Source organism: Klebsiella sp. 54 (assembly GCF_018223875.1).
GTDB classification, from domain to species: Bacteria; Pseudomonadota; Gammaproteobacteria; order Enterobacterales; family Enterobacteriaceae; genus Klebsiella; species Klebsiella quasipneumoniae.
Window position 1 is genome coordinate 64,891 of record NZ_JAGRRA010000015.1, and the last position, 23,846, is coordinate 88,736.

At 60.7% G+C, this 23,846-nt stretch carries 20 protein-coding genes and 1 pseudogene; 7 read left to right on the plus strand and 14 right to left on the minus strand.

Features of this window, described 5'->3' with window-relative positions; translation table 11 throughout:
• Position 1 precedes the first annotated feature (1 nt).
• Positions 2 to 757 carry a gluconate 2-dehydrogenase subunit 3 family protein gene (locus tag KHQ24_RS23045; RefSeq protein ID WP_017899589.1) on the minus strand — a complete coding sequence of 252 codons (756 nt, stop codon included), beginning with the start codon at positions 755 to 757 and terminating at the stop codon, positions 2 to 4.
• Positions 758 to 1,258: 501 nt separating this feature from the next.
• Here KHQ24_RS23045 and KHQ24_RS23050 point away from each other — a divergent pair.
• Complete coding sequence (locus KHQ24_RS23050) at positions 1,259 to 1,630, plus strand: VOC family protein (protein WP_017899590.1); 372 nt, start codon at positions 1,259 to 1,261, stop codon at positions 1,628 to 1,630.
• Positions 1,631 to 1,637: 7 nt separating this feature from the next.
• On the opposite strand, the gene KHQ24_RS23055 is transcribed toward KHQ24_RS23050, so the two are convergent.
• The 3 genes from KHQ24_RS23055 to KHQ24_RS23065 form a co-directional block, all read right to left on the minus strand.
• Positions 1,638 to 2,708 carry an ABC transporter ATP-binding protein gene (locus tag KHQ24_RS23055; protein WP_064177706.1) on the minus strand — a complete coding sequence of 357 codons (1,071 nt, stop codon included), beginning with the start codon at positions 2,706 to 2,708 and terminating at the stop codon, positions 1,638 to 1,640.
• Entirely contained in the window at positions 2,701 to 4,470 is a 1,770-nt protein-coding gene (locus KHQ24_RS23060) for an ABC transporter permease (RefSeq protein ID WP_004189548.1), read from the minus strand. Before KHQ24_RS23060 ends, KHQ24_RS23055 begins: the two co-directional genes overlap by 8 nt.
• 74 nt (positions 4,471 to 4,544) lie before the next feature.
• Positions 4,545 to 5,633 carry an ABC transporter substrate-binding protein gene (locus KHQ24_RS23065; RefSeq protein ID WP_049092158.1) on the minus strand — a complete coding sequence of 363 codons (1,089 nt, stop codon included), beginning with the start codon at positions 5,631 to 5,633 and terminating at the stop codon, positions 4,545 to 4,547.
• 303 nt (positions 5,634 to 5,936) lie between these two features.
• On the opposite strand from KHQ24_RS23065, the gene KHQ24_RS23070 reads away from it, so the two are divergent.
• Both KHQ24_RS23070 and fdhF read left to right on the plus strand, forming a co-directional pair.
• Positions 5,937 to 7,016, plus strand: coding sequence for a malate/lactate/ureidoglycolate dehydrogenase (locus KHQ24_RS23070; RefSeq protein WP_004203019.1), 1,080 nt, complete (start codon positions 5,937 to 5,939; stop codon positions 7,014 to 7,016).
• Between the two features lie 246 nt (positions 7,017 to 7,262).
• On the plus strand, positions 7,263 to 9,413 hold the full coding sequence (gene fdhF, locus KHQ24_RS23075) for a formate dehydrogenase subunit alpha (protein ID WP_108450355.1): 2,151 nt from the start codon (positions 7,263 to 7,265) through the stop codon (positions 9,411 to 9,413).
• Between the two features lie 40 nt (positions 9,414 to 9,453).
• Here fdhF and KHQ24_RS23080 read toward each other — a convergent pair whose 3' ends face one another.
• Positions 9,454 to 10,611, minus strand: coding sequence for a M20 aminoacylase family protein (locus KHQ24_RS23080; protein WP_004203021.1), 1,158 nt, complete (start codon positions 10,609 to 10,611; stop codon positions 9,454 to 9,456).
• A 296-nt stretch (positions 10,612 to 10,907) separates the two neighbouring features.
• Here KHQ24_RS23080 and KHQ24_RS23085 point away from each other — a divergent pair, with 296 nt between their 5' ends.
• From KHQ24_RS23085 to KHQ24_RS23095, 3 genes are all read left to right on the plus strand, one after another.
• Positions 10,908 to 12,107 (plus strand): MFS transporter, encoded by a 1,200-nt coding sequence (locus tag KHQ24_RS23085; protein ID WP_048324548.1) that lies wholly within the window; start codon positions 10,908 to 10,910, stop codon positions 12,105 to 12,107.
• Positions 12,108 to 12,222: 115 nt separating this feature from the next.
• A complete protein-coding gene (locus KHQ24_RS23090; protein WP_017899595.1) occupies positions 12,223 to 12,657 on the plus strand; it encodes a VOC family protein in 435 nt (144 codons plus the stop codon).
• Between the two features lie 41 nt (positions 12,658 to 12,698).
• Positions 12,699 to 13,091: a VOC family protein gene (locus KHQ24_RS23095; RefSeq protein WP_211777495.1), complete on the plus strand. Its 393-nt coding sequence runs from the start codon at positions 12,699 to 12,701 to the stop codon at positions 13,089 to 13,091.
• A gap of 129 nt (positions 13,092 to 13,220) precedes the next feature.
• Here KHQ24_RS23095 and KHQ24_RS23100 read toward each other — a convergent pair whose 3' ends face one another.
• The 9 genes and pseudogenes from KHQ24_RS23100 to KHQ24_RS23140 form a co-directional block, all read right to left on the minus strand.
• Complete coding sequence (locus KHQ24_RS23100; protein WP_025999180.1) at positions 13,221 to 13,808, minus strand: DUF1062 domain-containing protein; 588 nt, start codon at positions 13,806 to 13,808, stop codon at positions 13,221 to 13,223.
• A gap of 299 nt (positions 13,809 to 14,107) precedes the next feature.
• Complete coding sequence (locus KHQ24_RS23105; RefSeq protein ID WP_002908374.1) at positions 14,108 to 14,830, minus strand: amino acid ABC transporter ATP-binding protein; 723 nt, start codon at positions 14,828 to 14,830, stop codon at positions 14,108 to 14,110.
• The gene (locus KHQ24_RS23110) at positions 14,817 to 15,581 is read right to left on the minus strand and encodes an amino acid ABC transporter permease (protein WP_004151161.1); all 765 of its coding nucleotides are present in this window, start codon (positions 15,579 to 15,581) and stop codon (positions 14,817 to 14,819) included. Before KHQ24_RS23110 ends, KHQ24_RS23105 begins: the two co-directional genes overlap by 14 nt.
• A gap of 63 nt (positions 15,582 to 15,644) precedes the next feature.
• Positions 15,645 to 16,412 (minus strand): basic amino acid ABC transporter substrate-binding protein, encoded by a 768-nt coding sequence (locus KHQ24_RS23115; RefSeq protein WP_004203029.1) that lies wholly within the window; start codon positions 16,410 to 16,412, stop codon positions 15,645 to 15,647.
• A gap of 92 nt (positions 16,413 to 16,504) precedes the next feature.
• Positions 16,505 to 17,438, minus strand: a pseudogene (locus KHQ24_RS23120) (MurR/RpiR family transcriptional regulator).
• Positions 17,404 to 18,381 carry an ABC transporter substrate-binding protein gene (locus KHQ24_RS23125; protein WP_211777510.1) on the minus strand — a complete coding sequence of 326 codons (978 nt, stop codon included), beginning with the start codon at positions 18,379 to 18,381 and terminating at the stop codon, positions 17,404 to 17,406. Before KHQ24_RS23125 ends, KHQ24_RS23120 begins: the two are co-directional and overlap by 35 nt.
• A complete protein-coding gene (locus KHQ24_RS23130; RefSeq protein WP_060655985.1) occupies positions 18,371 to 19,423 on the minus strand; it encodes a FecCD family ABC transporter permease in 1,053 nt (350 codons plus the stop codon). Before KHQ24_RS23130 ends, KHQ24_RS23125 begins: the two co-directional genes overlap by 11 nt.
• Positions 19,420 to 20,445: a FecCD family ABC transporter permease gene (locus tag KHQ24_RS23135; RefSeq protein WP_048324554.1), complete on the minus strand. Its 1,026-nt coding sequence runs from the start codon at positions 20,443 to 20,445 to the stop codon at positions 19,420 to 19,422. The genes KHQ24_RS23130 and KHQ24_RS23135 overlap by 4 nt, the downstream gene beginning before the upstream one ends.
• Positions 20,442 to 21,263, minus strand: a complete 822-nt coding sequence (locus KHQ24_RS23140; protein WP_049092162.1) for an ABC transporter ATP-binding protein — start codon at positions 21,261 to 21,263, stop codon at positions 20,442 to 20,444. Before KHQ24_RS23140 ends, KHQ24_RS23135 begins: the two co-directional genes overlap by 4 nt.
• Before the next feature lie 505 nt (positions 21,264 to 21,768).
• Between KHQ24_RS23140 and KHQ24_RS23145 the strand changes: the two genes are divergently transcribed.
• On the plus strand, positions 21,769 to 23,841 hold the full coding sequence (locus KHQ24_RS23145) for a TonB-dependent siderophore receptor (protein ID WP_211777511.1): 2,073 nt from the start codon (positions 21,769 to 21,771) through the stop codon (positions 23,839 to 23,841).
• The last annotated feature ends 5 nt before the right edge of the window (positions 23,842 to 23,846 follow it).

The following is a 23,846-nucleotide window of genomic DNA, read 5'->3' on the forward strand; positions in this document are numbered from 1 at the left end:
ATTACGCCCTCTCCCCATTAATTGATACCGGCGGGAAGGGGTAGCGTTCGCCCCGTTCAACCCAGTCCATAAAGTCGGCGCGCGCGCCGGGAAAATTAATCAGCGTCCAGCCGACCATGCCTTTATTACCGCCATGGATCGGGTCGCTGAAGAAGCCTTCTCGGGTGTTCTGCAGCAGATAGGTGAAGAACAGCGAGGCCGGAAGCTGTTTGAACTCGGCTTTGCCGGATTCCCACAGGCCGAGCGCCTCGTCCTGTTGCTCGTTGCTCAGTTCAGCGAAGGTCTTGTGATACTTGTCCTGACACCAGGCCTCGGCGTCGGCGATCCCGAGGTTATAGATCTGTTTGGGCACCAGCGGCAGCTGATAGCCCATCTCTTTCGGCACGTCGGGGTTGAAGGGCCCCTGCATATACCAGATGGAGCCGGTGGCGTAAGGGGTATTAAGCTGGCGGTCGATAAACTCCGGCACGCCGGCCTCTTTAGCGCCGGGGCCAAGTTCATCCGCTGGGATCAGGCGCGCGACGGCGGCGTTGATAAACGCCCACTCACGATCGTTGAAGAACTGCGGCTTCCAGTCGCTGGCCGCCGCCGTGTTCCCGGAGGCTGGCTCTGAAGCGGGGGCCGCCTGCGCGGTCGCGCTGGTGGCCACGCCAATGGCCCCTGCTCCCGCGCCGCCGATCACCACCGTCGGGATCAGCGCCATCGACTTCACCAGGAAATCACGCCTGGAATTGTTAGTTTTCTCGCTCGACATCATCACATTCCTGTCATTGAAAATTACTGTTTTTGTCGCTGACAAAACCAGTGAATGTCGTGCTGGAACCGATACCATTGCGCTTTTAAACCGCTTAGCGTCTGGCCCGGCCCGGCAAGTCGGATAAAACATCGCCAGAGGCGATATCATTTATAGGGTTATCGTTTGGATAGTAGACGATTCTCAACGAAACGCGGGAAATCGGAGAGAAATTCACCGGAATGTCATCGTGAGAAGGGTGCTGCCATAACCTTGAGGCGGTAAACCGGCGGCGTTCACACCGCGCTGAGCTTACCCATGCGCCAAAAAAGAGTGACTTGTATCACAAATGTTATTTTTTGTTTATGGTACATGGCAGATTAAACGTCTGTAAATACTCGTATTAGGAATAATTAAACATTTTGAGCTGTTAAAAAAGTTAATAACCGTTGTTAACTATTTTGCATCTATTTCCCGGCTAACGCGTTCGGCTGGCGATATCCCATCCGCAGGAGAAGAGAAGATATGTTCGATCATGTGAAATTCGGCGTCAGTGATTATGCCGCGAGCAAAGCGTTCTTTTTACAAGCCCTTGCCCCGCTTGGCGTAACGCTGGTCGGCGAAGGCGAGCCGACCTACGGCGCAGAGCTGGCCGGCAGCGGCGATGTCTCTCTATGCCTCTATCAAAGTACGGAAAAACCGGCGCCGCTGCACATTGCCTTTCGCGCCGACAGCCGCGAGCAGGTCGATGCCTTCTGGCAGGCGGCGCTGGCCGCCGGAGGAAAGGACAACGGCGCGCCGGGGTTACGACCAAACTACCACGCCAGTTATTACGCCGCCTTTGTGATTGCGCCAGACGGGCACAATATTGAAGCCGTGTGCCATCTGGCGTCTTAACCAGCGGTTACCGCTGCGGAAAAATCCACACATCCTCCGCCGGGAGCGTCAGATGACAGTGTTCGGCATCGCGCAGCGCCGTTCCGTAGGCGCGCAGCGGGAAATCGTCGCCCTCGGTGCGGAACAGGTACTCCCAGCGGTCGCCGAGGTACATGCTGGTCAGCAGCGGTAGCTGGAGACTGTTATCCTGCGCCGCGCCGTCCAGACGCAGGCGCTCGACGCGGATCACCGCCGTCGCCGGCTCGCCGACGCTAACCCCCTCGCCCGCTCGCCCCCACAGGCTCCAGCTGGCGCCTTCGATCCGCGCCCTGCCGTTCTCCAGCGCCATTACCTTGCCGTGCAGGCGGTTATTGCTGCCCATAAACTCGGCGGCGAACAGCGTCGCCGGGCTGCCGTACATCTCCTGCGGCGTCCCCTGCTGCTCGATGACGCCATTGTTCAGCAGCAGAATACGATCCGAGATGGCCATCGCCTCATTCTGATCGTGGGTGACCATCAGTGCCGACAGGCCCAGCTTGACGATCAGCTCGCGCAGAAACACCCGCGCCTCTTCGCGCAGCTTGGCGTCAAGGTTGGAGAGCGGCTCATCCAGCAGGATCACCGGCGGGTTGTAGACCAGCGCCCGGCCGATAGCCACCCGCTGCTGCTGGCCGCCGGAGAGCTGGTACGGATGGCGGTTGCCAAGGTGCCCGAGCCCCAGCTGATCCAGCACGCGCTGCACCCGCTCTTTTATCTCCCCGGCGGCGACTTTACGCAGCTTCAGCGGATAGGCCACGTTGTCGAACACCGTTTTGTGCGGCCACAGGGCATAGGACTGGAACACCAGCCCGAGGTTACGCTCTTCGGCCGGGATTTCGCTGCGCGGCGTGCCGTCGTACACCGTGCGGTTGCCGATGGCGATCCGTCCGCTCGTCGGCTTCTCCAGCCCGGCCACCGCCCGCAGCAGCGTGGTTTTGCCGCTTCCCGACGGCCCCAGCAACGACACCACCTCTCCCCGGCCGAGCGTCATCGACACCCCTTTCAGCACCGGGTTGTCGCCATAGGTGAGATGCAGGTTTTCTACCGATAACTCAATCATGTAATTTCACTCCAAAGCGCAGGGCGATGCCAAGGCCAATCACCACCAGCAGAATATTGATAAAGGAGAGCGCCGCGACGATATCGATGGCCCCCGCCGCCCACAGCGACACCAGCATCGAGCCGATGGTTTCGGTACCCGGCGACAGCAGATAGACGCCGGTGGAATATTCGCGCTCAAAGATCAGGAACATCAGCAGCCAGGAGCCAATCAGCCCATAGCGCGACAGCGGGACGGTGACGTGGCGGGTGATCTGCCCCCGCGAGGCGCCGGTGCTGCGCGCCGCCTCCTCCAGCTCCGGGCCCACCTGCAGCAGCGTCGAAGAGATGAGCCGCAGGCCATAAGCCATCCATACCACGGTGTAGGCCAGCCAGACGCTGAAGATGGTGTTGCGCAGGGCACGCAGCTGCACGATAAGGTGCTCCCGCAGCCAGTCGGCCACCGGCAGCGCCGAGAGCCAGCCGTGCTTCAGCGACTGATCGAGCCACATCGGCACAAACAGGAACACCCACAGGAAGGCCAGACCGGCCAGCAGCCCCGGCACCGCGCGCGGGACCAGTACGCTGTAATCAAGAAAGCGGGTGACGTTGTCCGCTTTGCGGTGCATGGCGATACCGACAAACAGATAGCAGATCACCGCCAGCGCGCCGCCGACGATGCCGATAGCCATCGAGTTGACGATCGCCCGCAGCAGGTTGGGCTGCTGCCAGATATTGTGGAACGTCGTCAGCGACAGCTCATCCCACAGCGACACGCCGACTCCCCAGTTGGAGATAAAAGCGCGCAGCGCCACGCCGAGCAGCGGCACGCCGATGGTCACCGTCAGCCAGGCCACTACCACCGCCCCGGCCACCCAGCGCCATTTGCCCAGCGGCAGCGCCCGCGCCTGCGACGCCTTGCCCTTCATGGTGACAAAGCGGTTGGCGGTGCGCATCAGCCGCCGCTGGAGCATCACCAGCGGGATGGTGATGCAGATCAGCACCACCGCCACCGCCGCCATCAGATGGTAGGAGGGGGTGCCGAGCTTATTGGTCAGCTTGTAGAGATAGGTCGCCAGCACCATGTTGCCCTCGGGGTCGCCCAGCACCAGCATCAGACCGAAGACCTCCAGACCGAGGAAAAAGAGCAGCACGCAGGCGTAAAGAATGGACGGCCGCACCATCGGCAGACTCACCGAGGTCATCACCTGCAGCGGCGTGGCGCCGACGGTGCGCGCCGCCTCTTCCACGTCGGAACCGACGCTGCGCAGCGCCGAAGAGATATAAAGATAGGCGTGCGGCACGTGGGTTAAGCCGGCGATGACCACAATGCTGAACATCGAGTAGATATTCCACGGCACAAAGCCGATCAGCTGCTGCGCCCACTGGGAAAAGAAGCCTACCGGCCCGGCGGCCACCACGTAGCCAAAGCCCAGCACCATCGGCGAGACGAAGATCGGCACCAGGATCAGCGGCTCAATGAAACGCCGGCCGGGTAAATCGGTGCGTACCATCAGAAAGGCCAAAATACCGCCCAGTGGAATGGCGATAATCACCAGGCCAAAGGCCAGAATAAAGCCTGACCTTAACGCCAGATAAAAATCCGGGTCGGTAAAAATAAAGGCGAAGGCTTCCAGGCTCCAGGATTTGGAGCGGGAAAAGAACGGCGCGGAGAGAAAACTCTGCACCACAATAAATAACAGCGGGACATAAATCACCAGCGCCGTGATGCACACCACCACGCCGCGCGGCAGCCCCTGCCACTTTCTGCGTAATACATTCATGGTTCATCCCTTTGGTCAGGTGAATAAACCCGCCGGGTGTGAATAAGGGGCATCGGCGATGCCCCGGGGGAGGATTATTTCGCGGCGGCGCTGCGCCATTGTTTAATAAACTGCAGACGTTTTTGCGGCTGTAAATAATCCAGCAGCGTTTCGTTGACCGGGATCGGTTTTAACGCTTTGCCCAGCAGCGCGGTCATGCCGTCGATATCATTTTTGCCTTCAATATCGCGACGAATAGAGGGAATATCCGCCTGACTGGCGAGGATCTGCTGGCCTTTTTCCGACAGGACATAGTCCAGCCACAATTTTGCCGCATTGGGATGTTCGCTCCCCTGGCTAATAAACGAGACGCGGGAGAGCACCAGCACGTAATCTTTCGGATAGGCAATGCCTAAAGAGGGATCGTTTTTCGCCCGCGCTTCCGCATAGGAGCCAAGGATGTTATAGCCGATCAGGTTTTCGCCAGAGGAGACGCGCTCCATCATCGTGCCGGTGGAAGACTGCACCGTCAGGCCGCCTTTGGCGATATTCGCCAGGTCGGTAAAATAGTTCGCGTCGGCCTGGCTGTCCTGCACCGCCAGCATAAAGCCGAGGCCCGATTTTTCGATATCGTAGGTGGTGACTTTGCCTTTAAATTTATCGGCCTGGCTGGCGATCAATTTTGCCAGCGCGGTATGCGAATCCGGAACCTCATTCTGCGGGATCAGCCGTTTGTTATAGATAAATACCACCGGCTCGTAGGTGGTGCCATAGGCTTTCTGCTGCCACACCGCCCAGTCGGGCAATTGCTTCACCTCCGGCGAGGCATATTGTTCCGCGTATTCGGTGGCTAATTTCAGCGCCGTATCCATCGATGAGCTCCACACCACGTCCCCGCTGCCGCCCCCGGCGGCCTGCTCGCTGATATAGCGGTTATACAGCTCGGTGCTGTTCATGTCGTTATATTCGACTTTGACGCCCGGATATTGCGCTTCGAATCCTTTAATTAACGGCCCGGCGGCTTTGGTATCGGTTGTGGAATAGATCACCACCTTGCCCTCTTTGACGGCGGCATCAACCGTTTTTTGATAATCCGCCGGATAGCCCGCAGGCACCTCCGCCCAGGCGGCACAGGCGAAAACGGCCGTCAGTGAAACCACTAAACCACTTATTTTCTTATACATGATACCAACCTTTAATCATCAATTAATAAACACAAATTTAACATATAGTGGTATCAGCTGCCCTTGCAACGCCGGGGCTGGCTTTTTTCTGGCTTTTGTGACAGTGGCAGAATTTAAAAATGTGGTGTTTATGACGTTAATTAAAACGCGATCGCGGACCGGTTTTTTATCGTCTGGCGTATAACGCAGACGCTGGCGCAGTGGCGTGACGCCCGGAGCCCCCGCCCTTGACCTTCTGCGCCGGGCGGCGCAGCATAAAACGGCAAACATAACAAAATAACAACAGACTACAGGAGAGAATCAGTGCCAACAGGACACCGCTTTCTGGCGACGGATCTGCATCAGTTTGTCGTCTCACTGTTTACCCATCTCGGCAGCCGCTCAGAAGAAGCGACGCTGGTCGCCGACCACCTGATCGCCGCCAACCTGGCCGGGCATGACTCCCATGGCGTCGGGATGATCCCAAGCTATGTGAAATCCCATGCCGGCGGTTTTCTGCAGCTCAACCGCCACGCCACGGTCACCAAAGATGCCGGCGCCGTGGTCACCCTCGACGGCAACGCCGGCTTCGGCCAGGTAGTCGCCCACGAAGCGATGCAGTTAGGTATCGAAAAGGCGAAGCAGCACGGCATGGCGGCTATCGCCCTGCGCAATGCGCATCACGTCGGGCGCATCGGCTACTGGGCCGAGCAGTGCGCCGCCGCCGGACTGATCTCCATTCACTTCGTCAGCGTAATCGGCGACCCGATGGTCGCTCCGTTCCGCGGAAAAGACAGTCGCTTCGGCACCAACCCCCTGTGCGTGGTGTTTCCGCGAGAGGGCCATCCGCCGCTGCTGCTGGACTACGCCACCAGCGCCATCGCCTTTGGAAAAACCCGCGTCGCCTGGCACAAAGGGGAAGCCGTGGCCCCCGGCTGCCTGATCGACGCCGAGGGGTTGCCCACCACCGATCCGGCGGTGATGCAAACCTCGCCGCTGGGCGCCCTGCTCACCTTCGCCCAGCACAAAGGCTATGCCCTGGCGACGCTGTGTGAAGTGCTCGGCGGCGCGCTCTCCGGGGGGCAAACCACCCATCAGGAAAGCCTGCAGACCAGCGTCGACGCCATCTTTAACTGCATGACCACCGTGATCCTGCGCCCGGACGCGTTCGATGCCCCGGACAGCCAGGCGCAGACGGAGGCCTTTATCGCATGGTGTAAACAGTCGCCGCACGATCCCGATGCCCCGGTGCTGGCCCCCGGCGAATGGGAAGCCGCCAACCGCGAAGCGCGCCTGGCCGAGGGGATCCCGCTGGATGCGGGCAGCTGGCAGGCAATCTGCGCCGCCGCACGCGACGTCGGCCTGAGCGAGTCGCATATCACCCGCTGCCGCCCTCTCGCGTAGCGGCGTTTTCCCCCGCAGAGCGTCTGACGTCGGCGCTCTGCGTCATCGTCATTAGTGACGAGGTCACGCTCCCGTCATCATCCATCTGAAGTTTTTCATTACAAATCAACACATTAAAATCTGGCACGAGACCTGCATAGCGCAGCGGGCCTGCGTCCGCATCACCACCAGGCGATACCGCGATCGTTGCCCGTCGGGCCCGGCGCGACAGCGATCCTCTGTTCACTGTTAACAGGTCTGTTACTGATGAAAAAAATCACGAGCGTGTGCCCCTACTGCGGGGCGGGTTGCAAACTTAAACTGGTTGTCGACAACAATAAAATCATTCGCGCGGAAGCCGCCGACGGCGTCACCAACCAGAACCAGCTGTGCCTGAAAGGCTATTACGGCTGGGATTTTCTGAACGACACGCAGCTCCTGACGCCCCGTCTTAAACAACCAATGATCCGCTACCAGAAAGGCGGCGCCTTTACGCCGGTCAGCTGGCAGGAGGCGATTCGCTATACCGCCAGCAAGCTCAGGGAGATTAAAGAGAAGCATGGCCCGCGCGCCATCATGACCACCGGCTCCTCGCGCGGCACCGGCAACGAAACCAACTATGTGATGCAAAAGTTCGCTCGCGCGGTGCTGAACACCAATAACGTCGACTGCTGCGCCCGCGTCTGCCACGGCCCTTCCGTCGCCGGGCTACAGCAGGCGCTGGGCAACGGGGCGATGAGCAATTCGATAAGCGACATCGAAAACTCGAAGTGCCTGCTGGTCTTTGGCTACAACTGCGCCGACTCCCATCCCATCGTCGCCCGCCGGGTAATCAAGGCCCGGGACAACGGCGCCAAAATCATCGTCTGCGATCCGCGACGCATTGAAACCGCACGCATAGCCGACCGTCATCTGCAGCTCAACAACGGCAGCAATATGGCGCTGGTGAACGCCTTCGGCTATGTGCTGCTGGAGGAGGAGCTGTACAACAAAGCCTATGTCGAACGCTACACCGAAGGGCTGGACGCCTACCGCGAGGCGGTGAAGGATTACGCCCCGGAAGCAGTGGAAGAGATTGTCGGGGTCAGCGCGCAGGCAATTCGCGAGGCGATGCGCATGTTTGCCGCCGCCCCTTCCGCCACCATTATGTGGGGCATGGGGGTCACCCAGTTTGGCCAGGCGGTGGACGTGGTGCGCGGCCTGGCAAGCCTGGCGCTGCTCACCGGCAACCTGGGGCGGGCGAACGTCGGTGTGGGCCCGGTTCGTGGGCAAAATAATGTGCAGGGCGCCTGCGATATGGGCGTGCTGCCGAACCTGTTCCCCGGCTATCAGGAGGTCACCGACCCCGCCGTGCGGGCCAAATTCGCCGCCGCCTGGGGGATCGACCCGGCGCAGATGGATGACCAGGTCGGCACCCGCATCACCGAAGTGCCGCATAAAGCGCTGACCGGCGAGATCAAAGCCTACTACATCATGGGTGAAGATCCGCTGCAGACCGAAGCCGACCTCGGCCTGGTGCGCAAAGGCATCGAGGCGCTGGACTTCGTGGTGGTGCAGGATATCTTCATGACCAAAACGGCGGAGATTGCCGATGTCCTGCTGCCGGCCACCTCCTGGGGCGAGCACGGTGGCGTCTTCACCTGCGCCGACCGCGGGTTTCAGCGGTTTGAACAGGCAATCCCTCCGGCGGGGAATGTGAAGCGCGACTGGGAGATCATCAGTCTGCTGGCCAGCGAAATGGGCTATCCGATGCACTATGAGAACAACCAGCAGATCTGGGACGAGATGCGCGAGCTCTGCCCGCTTTTCTACGGCGTGACCTGGGAGAAAATGGGCGATATGGGCCATGTTCAGTGGCCGTGCCCGACCCTCGACCACCCCGGCACGCCGTGGCTGTATAAAGACAACCGCTTCGACACCCCATCGGGTAAAGGGCAGCTGTTCGCCACCGCCTGGCGCGCGCCGGCGGAGCGTCCGGATGATGAATGGCCGCTGGTGCTCTGCACGGTGCGGGAGGTGGGGCACTACTCCTGCCGCTCGATGACCGGCAACTGCGCCGCGCTGCAGTCGCTGGCCGACGAGCCGGGACGGGTGCAGATAAATCCGGTGGATGCGCAACGGCTGGGGATCGCTGACAAACAGCTGGTGTGGGTCAGCTCCCGACGCGGGAAAGTCATCACCCGCGCCGACCTCAGCGATCGCATCAACCCGGGCGCGGTCTATATGACCTATCAGTGGTGGGTGGGCGCCTGCAATGAGCTGACCCAGGATAACCTCGATCCGATCTCCAAAACGCCGGAAACCAAATACTGTGCGGTGAAAGTGGAAGCGATAGCCGACCAGCAGTGGGCGGAGCGCTATGCCTGGACGGCCTACAGCGACATGAAGGCGCGACTGAAAGCCGCCGCCGACGTCTGACCTCAGGGAGCGCGCGCTCCCTGCTGCCGCTGCCGGTGGGTTACGCCGCCGGCAGCTGTTTCTCCACCAGCGCCACCCACATCGCCACCCCGTGGCTAATCAGCGCATCGTTAAAGTCATAGCTGGCGTTATGCAGCGGCTTCGACGGCGTTTCGCCATCGGTGCCGATCCAGAAATAGGCCCCCGGACAGGCCTCCAGCATGCAGGCGAAATCCTCTGAGGCCATCGACGGCGCCTGGTTCCAGCGCACCGCCTCCGCGCCAAGGGTGGCGACCGCCACCTCGCGCAGCAGCTGCGCCTGGGGCGCATGGTTTTTGGTCACCGGATACCCCGGAAACCAGCTAATCTCGCCCTGCACATCGGACACCTGTGGCTGGGTCGCCACATAGCTTTCGATAAGCTCCCGCACGCGGGCGCGAACGCGATTGCTCAGGCAGCGGAAGGTGCCGCGCAGCACCACGGTGTCCGGCAGGACGTTGATCGCCTCGCCGCCGTTTATCTGGGTGATGCTGACCACCGCCGAATCCTGTGGTGACAGGCGGCGGGAAGGAATGGTCTGCAGCGCCATAATCAGCTGCGCCGCAGCGACGATCGGATCGGCCCCGCTCTCCGGCATCGCCGCATGGCAGCTTTTGCCGCGCAGGGTGATCTCGAAGGCGTCGAGGGAGGCCATCATCGCGCCATCGCTGAGCGCCACTTCGCCAAGCGGGATCCCCGGCCAGTTATGCAGCGCGTAAATCGCATCCATCGGGAAGCGTTCGAATAACCCCTCTTCCACCATTTTGCGCGCGCCGCCGAGGTTCTCTTCCGCTGGCTGGAAAACAAAGTGGACGGTGCCGCTGAACTGACGGGTCTGCGCCAGATGGGCGGCGGCCGCCAGCAGCATCGCGGTGTGGCCATCGTGGCCGCAGGCGTGCATGACCCCGGCGCGGCGCGAACGGTAACTGACGCTCCCCAGCTCGGTGATCGGCAGGGCGTCCATATCGGCGCGCAGGCCGATGACCGGCCCGGGGCCGTTTTCCAGCGTCGCCACGACGCCGGTGCCGGCCAGCCCGCGATGAACCTGCAGGCCAAACGATGCCAGCAGCTCGGCGACGCGGCGCGAGGTCTCCTGCTCCTGATATCCGAGCTCAGGCGCGGCGTGAAACTCACGTCGCCAGCCTGTGGCTTCGGCGATCAGTGACGGCGATACGGCCATGTATTACTCCTTTCCTGCATAGCGTAATGCTGAATAATTTGGTCATGCGTTGCGTTTTTACCCGTCGCTCACCGGCGTCGGTTCGCTGCCGCTCCCTCCGTTATATCCTGTCGTTAACACGCTGACAACGTCACGAAATGCGGCGGCGGCGCGGCGTACAGGCCTGCCGTCGCCCGGCGGTCCTTTTTTGGTAGTGATTTCAACGGTGACAACGGCCAGGCGATTAATTATTATGCAGCTCAGGACGGCAATTTGCCGAAGGATCCACTACTGACCTCTCCGTCATCGGAAATAAAATGTTTAACCCAGACCAGAATCGTCTTGCTCCCACGCTGGCGATGATCATGGCCGCGTCGCTCGTGGGATTTATCACCGGCTATACGGTGCCGTTAATCAGTCTTGAGCTGGCGCAGCAGCAGATCGCGCCGCTGTATGTCGGCCTGCTGGCCGCCCTGCCGCCCGCCGGCATGATGATCTCCTCTTTCCTCTCTCCTGCGCTGTGCCGGCGCGTTGAGATGGGCGTGCTGCTGAGCGGCAGTTTGATCCTGCTGGCGCTGGCGACCATCGCCTCATGCATGACCACCGATATGACGCTGCTTCTGCTGCCGCGCCTGCTGACCGGCCTGGCCTCCGGGGTCATTATCGTCCTCGGTGAAAGCTGGATCACCGGCGGCGCGGCAGGCAACCAGCGCGCCACCCTCACCGGTATCTACGCCTCGGCCTTTACCGGCTGCCAGCTGGCCGGGCCGCTGCTGATCTCCGTCGGCCCTGCCTGGCAGGCCTCGGCGCTGATGGCGATCGTCGCGGTCACCGCCGTCTGCCTGCTGATGCTGCGCCATCTGCCCACCGGCACCCGCGAAAGCCTTGGGGAGCGCGCCAGCTGGCGCAGCCTCGGCGCCTTCCTGCCGGTACTGGCCTCCGGGGTCTTCTGCTTCGCCTTCTTCGACGCCAGCATCCTCGCCCTGCTGCCACTGTACGGTATGGATAAAGGGCTTAATGAAGGAATGGCGGTGCTGCTGGTGACCGTGGTGCTTACCGGGGATGCGATGTTCCAGACCCCGCTCGGCTGGCTGGCCGACCGGGTCGGCATTCGCCGCGTGCATCTGGCCTGCGCGGTGGTTTTCAGCCTGTCGCTGCTGGCCCTGCCGCTGATGCTCGGTTCGCGCATTCAGCTGATGGCCATTTGCCTGCTGCTGGGCGCCGCGGCGGGGGCGCTTTATACCCTGTCGCTGGTGCGGGCGGGGAAAACCTTCAGCGGACAGAAGCTGATTATGATTAACGCCCTGTTCGGCTTTTTCTGGTCCGCCGGCAGCGTCGCCGGGCCGGTAGTCAGCGGCATGCTGATCGGCATCACCGGCTACGATGGCCTGATCGCCACCCTGGTGGCCAGCGGCGTGCTGTTCCTGCTGATTCAGTGTCTGTGCAAAAACGAGAAAATCCTGCTCGCCAGCGAGCAGGAAGACGACATGGACGAAGCGACGGAGTCCGCGCAGTAGTCCTGACGGGCTGGCCTGGCGCCAGCCCTTTTTTTATGGCCCTTACCTGAGGGAATCCTGTTCCTGCTGGCTCACTGCTATAACCATTGCCGGCCCCCTGCCGAGAGGAAATTCCATGGAAAGCATGACGTTACATCGTGGCAGATTGATCGATCATATCCTGCTGGTTGTCGAAGACTTTGAGGCAAGCAAAGACTTCTATACTGCCGTACTGTCGGCGCTGGAGATCCCGGTTATTACCACTGCTAATGACTACTTGCTGGCCGACGAACTGGTGGTGGCCTCACGCCACAGCCCGGAGGCTGCCGGGAAACTGACAGGACGCCACCACCTGGCGTTCCAGGCCAGAGATCGTGACAGGGTGGACGCTTTTTACCATGCGGCGCTGACCCATGGCGGCCGCGATAACGGCGCGCCTGGCGAACGACACTATCATCCTGGTTACTATGCCGCTTTTGTGCTGGATCCGCAGGGGAATAATATTGAGGCGGTCTACCATGGCGAGGCTGAGCGCAGCGCCGGGTCTGTTGCGATCAGCTTCACGCAGTAAGCGGGCGAAAGACACCTTTTTGCCCGCAACAGGAGGACACTATGTTTTCATACATCATGTTGGGAACCAATGACCTGCCACGCGCCATCAAGTTCTATGACCCGTTAATGGCGCTGCTGGGGCAGCCCAAAGCCGGCCGTAACGAACAGGGAGCATCATGGGGCACCTTCAATGGCAACCACACCTGTGGGCTGTGCGTGGGCGTTCCTTTTGACCTGCAGCCTGCCGGGGTGGGTAATGGAACGATGGTGGCGCTTAACGCCCGCTCCGTCGAACATATTGCGGAACTGCATGCCCTCGCCCTGCAACTCGGCGGACGTGACGAAGGCGCTCCCGGTCATCGCCCACAATATGGCAACGGCTTTCACAGCGCCTACGTCCGCGATCCCGACGGCAATAAGCTGGCGTTTGTTTATTATGCGTCGGCAGCTTGAATGGCTGATGCGGAAGTGCCTTTTTCAGGCAGTAATGCGTCATTCAGGACGGCCGACTTCGCCGTCCTGATTTCATTGAGAATCACGAAAAACCGCGGTTAAAGCGCTACGACTTCTCTCCCCGACGAGTTATCTACCGCGAAGTGATAACGTAATCCGGCGTCGCGCATACAGCGTTTCCGCCGCCAGCTGAAAATGATATTCCATCGCCTTCAGCTTTTTCGTCTTGAGCTGTTTTAGTGGAATACCCTCGATATGCCCTGTCGCGACCAACCACCGGATTTCAGCCGTACTCAGCTTGAGCTGTTTTTTCAGTATTGATAGCAGGCTGATGCGAAATGGCCGACTGACTCTGACGCGCACCGTTATCCGCGGGCACGCCATCAGCGTCACCGACCATTGCTCATGAATACGAAAATCAGGTTGCCCCGACGGCTCGGCGCGGTTGCGCTTCAGCGTCGCGAGGTCAGCGGCATAATAGTGAACCATAGCTGCATCGTTCTGCATCAAGCGCTGAAGCAGTTTACGGTTTATCTTGCTGACGTGCAGCCTGGAAAACAGGGCGATATTCCACGTGTAATCGCAGTGCGTGCATTTATAGATGCTCCAGATATCCAGCAGCTTCTTTTGCGAATTCACCCGGATGGCGCCGGAAGGTGCGAAGTCGCGTTTTACATTGCAGGCGGGGCAGCGTTTAGCAATGTGCTGATACCCCACGGGCGTGACCGTCCATGTAACTGTCATAACGTACCTTTTTTAACCCATACGAAACCGAGTCCGTCATTAACGGACCATGATTTTTGGCGTATGAAAAATAGTTAGTCTCTATTTTTCAGTGGGTTAAAAAAAGATTTCCAACGTTATATTCCTGAAGAAGCCCAAAGCGATACCCGGAGATTAACAAAGGGGTTATCGCGGGATATATGAGTTCAGTCAATGTTTATACTGATGATGAAAAACATCATCAATATATTTGACAACACTCAGCGGGCTGGCCTGGCGCCAGCCCGCTCGGTTTACAGCACCTTGCTGAGGAACGCGGCGGTGCGTGGGTTGCTCGGCGCGCTAAAGATCTGCCCCGGCTTGCCCTCTTCCTGAATCACGCCCTGGTCGATGAAGATCACCCGGTCGGCCACTTCGCGGGCAAAGCCCATTTCGTGTGTCACGATCACCATGGTCATCCCCTCGCTGGCGAGGTTTTTCATTACCTCCAGCACGTCGCCCACCAGCTCCGGATCCAGCGCCGAAGTGGGCTCATCAAACAGCATAATCGACGGCTTCATCGCCAGCGCGCGGGCGATGGCTACCCGCTGCTGCTGGCCGCCGGACAGGCTCGAGGGCCAGGCGTCGCGCTTATCGCTTAAGCCCACCTTCGCCAGCAAGGCTTCCGCCAGGTCGACCGCCTGCTGGCGCGGCATATTGCGCAGATTCATCGGCGCCATAATCAGGTTTTCCAGCACCGTCATATGCGGGAACAGGTTAAAGCGCTGGAACACCATGCCAACGCTTTCGCGCATCTTGTTGAGGTCGGTAGTGCGGTCGTGAGCGGCAAAGCCGTTGACCACCACCTCGCCTTCGCTGACTGTCTCCAGGGCGTTCATACAGCGCAGGAAGGTACTTTTCCCCGAGCCGGACGGGCCGATGATGCACACCACTTCCTGCGGTTTAATATCGCAGCTGATGCCGCGCAGCACGTGGCTGTCGCCAAAGCGCTTATGTAAGTTATTAATGTGAATCACTTTTGCCAAACCTCTTTTCCAGACGGTTAACCAGCTGCGCCAGCAGGAAGGTGATCACCCAGTAGACCAGGGAGATGGTCAGGTAGGGTTCCCAGTAGGTGGCGTAGGCGCCGGAGACGGTGCGCGCGGCGTAGGCCAGATCGGCCAGGCCAATCGCCGAGGCCAGCGACGAGTCTTTAACAATGGCGATGGCGTTGTTGCCCAACGGTGGCAGAATGCGGCGAAACGCCTGCGGCAGGATAACCTTGCGCATGGTTTTCCACCACGGCATGCCCAGCGCGCGGGAGGCCTCCATCTGCCCTTTGTCGATCGACTGGATGCCGGCGCGGAAAATCTCCGACACATAGGCCCCGGCGTTAAGGGTGATCGCCACGATGCAGGAGAGGAACGCCCCGTAGCTGGCACGCAGCTCGCGGGCAAAGTCGGCGCTCATCAGGCCGCTGGTCACCAGCAGGCCGTCGCGCGGGTTGATAAATAGCGGCACCAGCGCAAAGTGCACCACCATGATCTGCACGAACAGCGGCGTACCGCGGAAGGCGCTAACGTAAAAGCGCACCGGAAACTGCACCAGGTAGCGGAGAATATATTTCCACGGCCCGTGCTCGGCCTTCGCCATCCGTCCGAGACCGAGGGTTAACCCCCACAGCGTCCCGAGGATCACGCAGATAATGGTACATTTAATCGTCATCAGGGCGCCGTCCACAAACAGCGGGCCGTACTCCTCGATGATCTCCCAACGGAATCCCGTCATAGTCCTTCCCTAAAAAATACGGCTATCGCCTGGGCGATAGCCGTGGTCACTGAAAAAGGTGGCTTATTGCGCTGGCAGCGTCGGCACGTTGTCGTCGAACCAGGTTTTATAGATTTTGGCGTAAGTCCCGTCGGCAACGATCTTCTGCAGACCGGCGTTGATTTTGCCCAGCAGTTCGCTGTTGCCTTTCGCCACCGCGATACCGAAATACTGACGTTCGAATTTGGCATCCGGCACCAGCTTGAACTGCTTCTCCGGGTGCTGTTTGATGTAGTACTTCACCACCCCGACGTCACCCACCGCGGCGCTGACGCCGTCCTCGAACAGTTCCTGGAGCATCAGCGGGGTATTGTCGAAGCGCTTGATCGCCGTGCTGTTCTTGCCCAGCACCTCAGAAACCACGATATCGCCGGTGCTGGAGTTCACCACCCCGACCTTCTCGTTTTTCAGGGCCGCCAGCGAATCCACCTTCGAGTCCTGGGCGACGACGATAGACTGCTCAGCCGGGAAGTACGGCGCGGAGAAATCGACCATCTGTTTGCGTTTATCGGTGATGGTGATCCCGGAGATGATGATGTCGCGGTCGCCGGTGTTCAGCGTGGCGAAGATGCCTTCCCAGGGGGTATTGACCAGCTTGACGTCAAAGCCTTCGGCTTTGGCGATGGCCTTGATGATGTCGATGTCGAAACCTTCCAGCTGTTTCTGGCTGTTTTCAAATTCAAACGGCCGGTAGGTGCCGCCGGAGCCGACGGTATAGGTTTCCGCAGCCGCCTGTCCGGCTGCCGTCAGCGCGGCCATCATGAAACACGCTTTGAGCAAATTCTTGACCATGAGATTTCCTTTTTATGCATTTATTTTGCATAAAAATACACACACTGACTTTTATATGCAACCGGAAACCTTCCCGTTGGTGAATTATCTTATCAACTGCCGCGTTTACCGCCGGATTTACCAATGGCCCGGTGCAGGTCGTTGATTCGCTTCAGGGATTTCACCGTTTTTTGTGGCGTGGTGGAGGCCACCGACAGAACAATCATCTCCAGACAGACCAGCACCGTGCCGTGCAGCGGCATCCGGCTACTGTCCCCGCCGCGCGGGACGTCAATCACCACCTGCGCCTCCTGGCTGAAGCGCGAGTCCACCGCCTGGGTCAGCAGGATGGTCGGAATACCCAAGCGCTTCGCCTCGCGCAGGGTGGTCATCCCCTCACGATGGGGCGATTTTTGCCCCATCATGATCAGCACATCGCCGCGCTGCAGGCCGATGAGCTGCTCGGCGAGGCTGAAACCCGTGCGGTTCATCACATACGCCGGCAGGCCAATGCGGCTGAACAGCCGGGCGGTGTATTCGGCGAGGATCCCCGAGGCGCCGATACCGAAGATCCCCACCTGGCGTGCGTCGCTGAGCAATGCCACCGCCTGAGCCACCGCCGCGCGGTTGTCGGCCCGCGACAGGACCTCGCAAACCCGTTGATGGCCTTCCAGCACAAAATCAATACTGGAATTGACGTCGCTGGAGAGCGCGGTGACCGTGGAGCGCATCTTTTCCGCCGAGGTGACCGAGGTGCCGAACCAGCGCTCCATGGTCTGCTTAAGCTCGCGCAGCCCGGCGAAGCCCAGCGCCTGGATGGCGCGCACCACCGTGGCGTCGGAGGTCTGGGTCGCAGCGGCGATCTCCATCGCCGTCTGCTCCAGCACCACCTCGCGGTTGTCGTTGATATAGCTGACCACGGCCCGCAGTCGGGGAGAGAGCTGATGCGCCCGGGCGCGATAGCGTTCGCCGAACAGGTCGACCCGCCCCTTCTCTTTTTTTACCGCGCTTTTCATTTGGCCTCCGCCGGGAGCGGCCTGCCGGCAATATGCGACTGCACCTGGGCCACCATCAGGGAGAGCGCGGCGTAGGAGTTGGAGATCACCTCCTCCCGCGGCAGCAAAATATAGTGCCCTGTGCGGCAGGCGCGCATAAAGTCGCACCAGCCGGGCATCACCGCTTCCATCGCCTGCAGCTCATCCTGCGGCTTACCGCCAGTATCCGACCGCCAGGTGGCGAAGACAAAATCGGCGTCCAGCTCCGGCAGCTGTTCCGCGCTGACGTCAATGCGCTGGCCGTCGGGGATCCGCTCAATCAGCGGCGGAAAGCGGAACCCGGCGTCGCGCAGCACCCGGCCCAGGGCATGATACGAATGATGCACCGTGACCTTGCCATTGTTCGCCTGGATCACCGAGACGGTGTACTGAGAAGGGTTGACCATCGCTTTCAGCTGCTTGATTTGTTCCTGATAGCGACGCTCAAGGATCGCCAGCCGCGGCTGGGTGCTGGTCAGCTGGGCCAGCTTGCGGTAAATCTCCGGGGCGCTGCCCTCTAGATGGTCGATACTCACCGTCGGGGCAATCTTCTCCAGCTGCTCCACGGACACGTGGCGACTGGGCTCGGTGATGATCAGATCCGGCCTGACGGCAGCCACCGCTTCCAGATCGATATCGGCGGTGCCAATAAAGCGGATATCGCTGTTATCGAAATCGACACCGGTGAGCTGGGCGCTGGAGCGCAGATAGTGGCTGCCGTCCGGGCGCGTGCGGCCGTGGCTGGCGATCGGTGGCGCCCCGAGCTCAATCAGCGGAATAGTAATATCGAGATCGTGCATCGAAACAATGCGCTGCGGATGCAGCGGGACGGTGACCGTGCGGCCTAAATCATCGGTAAAAGTTTGAGTTTGTGGGTCGGCGGCGCTGACGGCCCCCGTCAGCAACAGCAGCAATGAGACGAACCAACGCATAATACCTTCCTGATTAAAGGGCATCACGGCGACGCCAGAGCAAGACAACAAAGAACGGGCAGCCCACCAGGGCAATCACAATCCCCGCCGGGATCTGCAGCGGCGCAAACGCCAACCGGCCAAGGGTATCGGTCGCCAGCACCAGCAAGGCGCCAATCAGGGCGCTGCCGCTCAGCAGCGAGACCTGGCCGCCGCGCAGCACGAAACGCGCCATATGCGGCGCCATCAGGCCCACAAAGCCCAGGCTGCCGACGCAGGAGACGCTGGCCGAGGTCAGCAGCACCGGGGCGAAAAAGCGCAGCAGAGTCAACTGCTGCAGACGCACCCCGAGGCCGATGGCGGTTCGGTCGCCCAGCAGCGCCGCGTCCGCCGCCCGGGCGGTACAGAACAGGATGATGGCCCCGGGCAGCGCCCAGCAAAAGGCCACCGCCAGCAGCGGCCAGGTGGCGGCCTGCAGGCTGCCCGCCAGCCAGATCATCGCCGTCTGCACGTCGCGTACGTCGGCGGTGGTCATAAAGATGCCGACCGCCGCCGCCAGGGTCCAGGAGACGCCGATGCCAATTAAAATAAAGCGCGGCCGCGAACAGTCGCGGGCCAGCGTCAGGACCAGCAGGGCCACCGCCACGCCACCGACCATCCCCGCCAGCGGCCGCCAGACCAGGCCTACCGCCGGGAAAAACAGCACCAGCGCCAGGACCACGATGCTGGCCCCCTCTTTAACGCCGATCAGCCCCGGGTCGGCCAGCCCGTTGCGGGTGATACTCTGCATCGCCGCGCCGGCCAGCCCCAGCATGGCCCCGCACAGCAGCGCCATCAGGATCCGCGGCAGGCGAATATCAAACAGAATAAAGCGCGGCTGCTCGCCCATCTCCTGTGGCGCCAGCAGGGCCTGCGCCAGCGTCGACGCGGGCAGCGGATAGCTGCCGCGGCTGAGGCTGTACAGCCCGAGCGCCAGCAGCATCAGCAGCATAAAGGCGGCAATTTTCAGCGCCGCCGGGCGCAGCAGCAGCTGGCGGGAAGCGAAAAGCAGCGGCCGAAAACCGGCCCGGTGAACGGCGCGCGTCATTTAAAAAACCTCGCGGCGATAAAGATAAACAGCGGTGCGCCCACCAGGGCGGTCATCGCCCCGGTGGCCAGCTCCTGCGGCGCGACCAGCGTCCGGGCGGCGATATCTGCCAGGAGCAGCACCAGCGCCCCTACCGGCGCCGCCAGGGGCAGCGCCAGGCGGATATCTTCCGTCACCAGACGGCGCACCACGTGCGGCACCACCAGCCCGACGAAGCCGATCGGTCCGGCCACCGCCACCGCCGCGCCGCAGAGCAGCGCAATCGCCAGCAGGCCCAGCAGCCGCGTCTGGACGAGGTTCACGCCGAGGCCCAGCGCCACCTTATCCCCCAGCGCCAGCACGTTAAGGCGCGGGGCAAGGAACAGCGCGACGCCAAGGCCGATCAGCGCCGGGACCAGCGCCGTCCACAGCGTGCTCCAGTTCAGCCCGGCCAGATCGCCCGCCAGCCAGGTGCGCATCGCCAGCAGCGTTTGTTCATCGAGAATTAATATCGCCGCCGTCACCGCCGACGCAAACGCCGACAGCGCTACCCCGCACAGCGTGATGCGCAGCGGCGTCGCTCCGCCGCGACCGGCAGAGGCCAGCACCATCACCCCGCCGAACAGCAGCGCCGCGCCGCAGGCGGCGGTCAGCGGCCGCGCGGCGGGGAAAGCGCCGAGAGAGAGCCCCAGCGCGGAGGTCGCCACCACTGCCAGCGACGCGCCGGCGTTAAGGCCGAGGATATGCGGCTCGCCCAGCGGGTTGCGGATCACCGTCTGCAGCAGCAGCCCGGCGACGCCGAGCGCCGCGCCGGTCAGCAGCGCCGCCGCCAGCCGCACCAGGCGCAGTTCGACGATAATCCGCTGCTCGAAATTGCGCGGATTGTACTCCAGCAGCGCCTGCAGCACCGTCTGCGGGGCGATCCAGCGGGCGCCCAGGCCAAGATGCACCAGCGAACCGGCGATAAGCAGCAGCGTAAGCAGGAGCAGCGCCAGTCGGGGACGGGCGCGCCGCCGCGCGGAAAGCAGGATAGTCACGCTCATTGCGCCGCCGCCTGGCGGGCGCGAAACGGCATAAAGAAGGGTTTGCCGGTTTGCGGGTTAATCGACATCTGCACGTCAACGTCAAACACGCGTTTAATCAGCTCAGGGCTACAGACTTCGTTGTCGCTAATCGTACCGGCGATGCGCCCCTGTTTGAGAAACACCAGCAGATCGGCGTAGTTCACGGCAAAGTTGAGGTCATGGAGCACCGTCACCACCGTGCGGCCATGTTCGCGGGTCAGGGTCTGGAGCAGCTCGAGGATATCGACCTGATAGCGCAGATCGAGCCAGGTGGTCGGCTCATCGAGCAGAATGGTGGCCGTTTGCTGGGCCAGCGCCATGGCGATCCAGCAGCGCTGACGCTGGCCGCCGGAGAGGCTGTCCAACGGCAGATGAGCGAACTCGCGGGTGCCCGTTAAGCGCAGCGCCTCCTCCACCGCCAGCTCATCGGCGTCTGACCACTGGCGCATCAGACCCTGCCACGGATAGCGCCCACGCGAGACCAGCTCGAAAACCGTTAACCCTTCCGGGGTCAGCGGCGATTGCGGCAGGATCCCGAGCTGGCGCGAGACGGCCTTCGTCGGCATCTGATGAATGGCTTGCCCGTCCAGACGCACGCAGCCGCCGAGCGGCTTCAGCATCCTGGCGATAGTCGACAACAGCGTTGATTTGCCGGAGCCGTTCGCCCCTGCCAGCACCGTCATTTTGCCGCTGGGGATGGTCAGGTTGATGTCGTCAACGATCAGGGTCTGGCCGTAGCCGGCTGACAGGGCATCCAGTACGATCCCCTGCACTGCAGGTGTCACCCGCTGTGGCATAACTCGCTCCTGCGCCGCAGCGTTCCAGGCGATGGCTGGACATTCTGCAGTCAAATCAAAATAAATCTCATTCTCTTTTGATCATGACGGGGATGAATGTAGTAGTCAATAGTCGCCATCGTCTTCCTGCGGGGACGCTGACTACAGCGAGGCTGCGCCAACGCAATAGAATTAAAATAAAACAATATCAAAGCGATAACTACATAATGCTCCCTACTGGAGGCGTTTAAAACGTCCTGTTCCTCGCCGCTGAAATTTTATCTTGCCTAACGTTTACTACTACATTCCTTCATGGTTGAATGATTCTCAATTACACATATAAAGGCGCGTTCAGACGCTAAACCACGTGTTTTTATTATTCAGGGCAATGATTTTATTGGCTTTATCTGACCGCAAAGGCAGATTCGTTCACGAGAAAAAGATAATGACTCAACCCCATGTCGCCTTCACCTCGTTGCAAGGGCGGGCGCTTTTTTCGCTTCTTTTTTTAGCCTCACCGGGATTAATGGCCGCGGAAAATCACGCGGCGAAAGATAACAACGATGCGGAAGAGACCATCATCGTGGTGGCCAACGACGCCCGGCAGAGCGCCACCAGCGGCTATCAACCGCTCAGCTCCTCTACCGCGACGTTGACCTCAATGCCGCTGCTGGATATTCCGCAGGTGGTGAATACCGTCAGCGATCGGGTTCTCGAAGATCAGCACGCCACCTCGCTCGATGAGGCGCTGTATAACGTAGCCAACGTGGTGCAGACCAACACCCTTGGCGGCACCCAGGACGCTTTTACCCGCCGCGGCTTCGGCGCTAACCGCGACGGCTCGATCATGACCAACGGCCTGCGCACCGTGCTGCCGCGCAGTTTTAACGCCGCCACCGAACGGGTGGAAGTCCTGAAGGGGCCAGCTTCGACGCTGTACGGTATTCTCGACCCCGGCGGGCTGATCAACGTCATCACCAAACGGCCTGAGCGGCAGTTCTCTGGTTCGGTTTCCGCGACGTCCACCAGCTTTGGCGGCGGCACCGGCAGCGTCGACGTCACGGGTCCCATCGAAGGTACAAATCTGGCGTACCGGCTGATTGGGGAATACCAGAATGAGGATTACTGGCGCAATTTTGGTAAAAACAAAAGCCGCTTTATCGCCCCTTCCCTGACCTGGTTTGGTGAACGGGCGACGGTGACCGCGTCCTATTCGCACCGCGACTACAGCGCCCCCTTCGACCGCGGCACTATCTTCGATCTCAATACCGGGCATGCGGTGAACGTCGATCGCAAAACCCGCTTCGATGAAGCCTTTAATATTACCGATGGCTATTCCGACCTCGCCCAGCTCAACGCCGAGTATCGCCTTAACGACGCCTGGACCGCGCGCTTCGATTACAGCTACAGCCAGGATCACTATAACGATAACCAGGCGCGGGTGATGGCCTATGATTCGGCGACCGGCAACCTCACCCGCCGGGTTGACGGTACCCATGGCTCCACGCAGAAGATGCACTCGACCCGCGCCGACCTGCAGGGCAACGTGGTGGTGGGTGGCTTTTATAACGAACTGCTGACCGGCGTCGCCTATGAGAATTACGATCTGCTGCGCACCGATATGCTGCGCTGCAAGAACGTGAAAGGCTTTAACATCTATCATCCGGTCTACGGCACCCTGGACACCTGCAATACCGTCTCCGCGTCCGACAGCGATCAGCGGATCCAGCAGGAGAGCTATGCCGCTTACGTGCAGGACGCGCTGTACCTCACCGACAACTGGATCGCCGTCGCCGGCGTGCGCTACCAGTATTACACCCAGTACGCCGGTAAAGGCCGACCGTTTAACGTCAATACCGACAGCCGCGATGAGAAATGGACGCCGAAAGCCGGCCTGGTCTACAAAGTGACGCCGAACGTGTCGCTGTTCGCCAACGTCGCCCAGTCGTTTATGCCGCAGTCGTCGATCGCCAGCTATATCGGCGAGCTGCCGCCGGAAGAGTCCACCGCCTACGAAGTGGGCGCCAAATTCGACCTGCTGGAGGGCATTACCGCCAATATCGCGCTGTTTGATATCCATAAGCGCAACGTGCTGTACACCGAGAGTATTGGCGATGAGACGGTGGCGAAAACCGCGGGCAAGGTGCGTTCCCAGGGGGTGGAGGTGGATCTGGCCGGGTCAATTACCGATAACCTCAGCATGATTGCCAGCTACGGCTATACCGACGCCAAAGTGCTGGAAGATCCGGATTACGCGGGGAAACCGCTGCCGAACGTACCGAAGCACACCGGTTCGCTGTTCCTGACCTATGACATTCATAACGTCTACAACAGCAACACCCTGACGATCGGCGGCGGCGGCCATGCGGTCAGCAAGCGCTCCGGCACCAACGGCGCGGATTATTATCTGCCGGGCTATGCGGTGGCAGAAGTGTTCGCCGCCTATAAGATGAAGCTGCAGTATCCGGTGACGCTGCAGGTGAACGTGAAGAACCTGTTTGATAAGACCTATTACACCTCTTCCATCGGCACCAATAACCTCGGTAACCAGATTGGCGATCCGCGCGAGGTGCAGTTCACGGTGAAGATGGATTTTTAACCCTT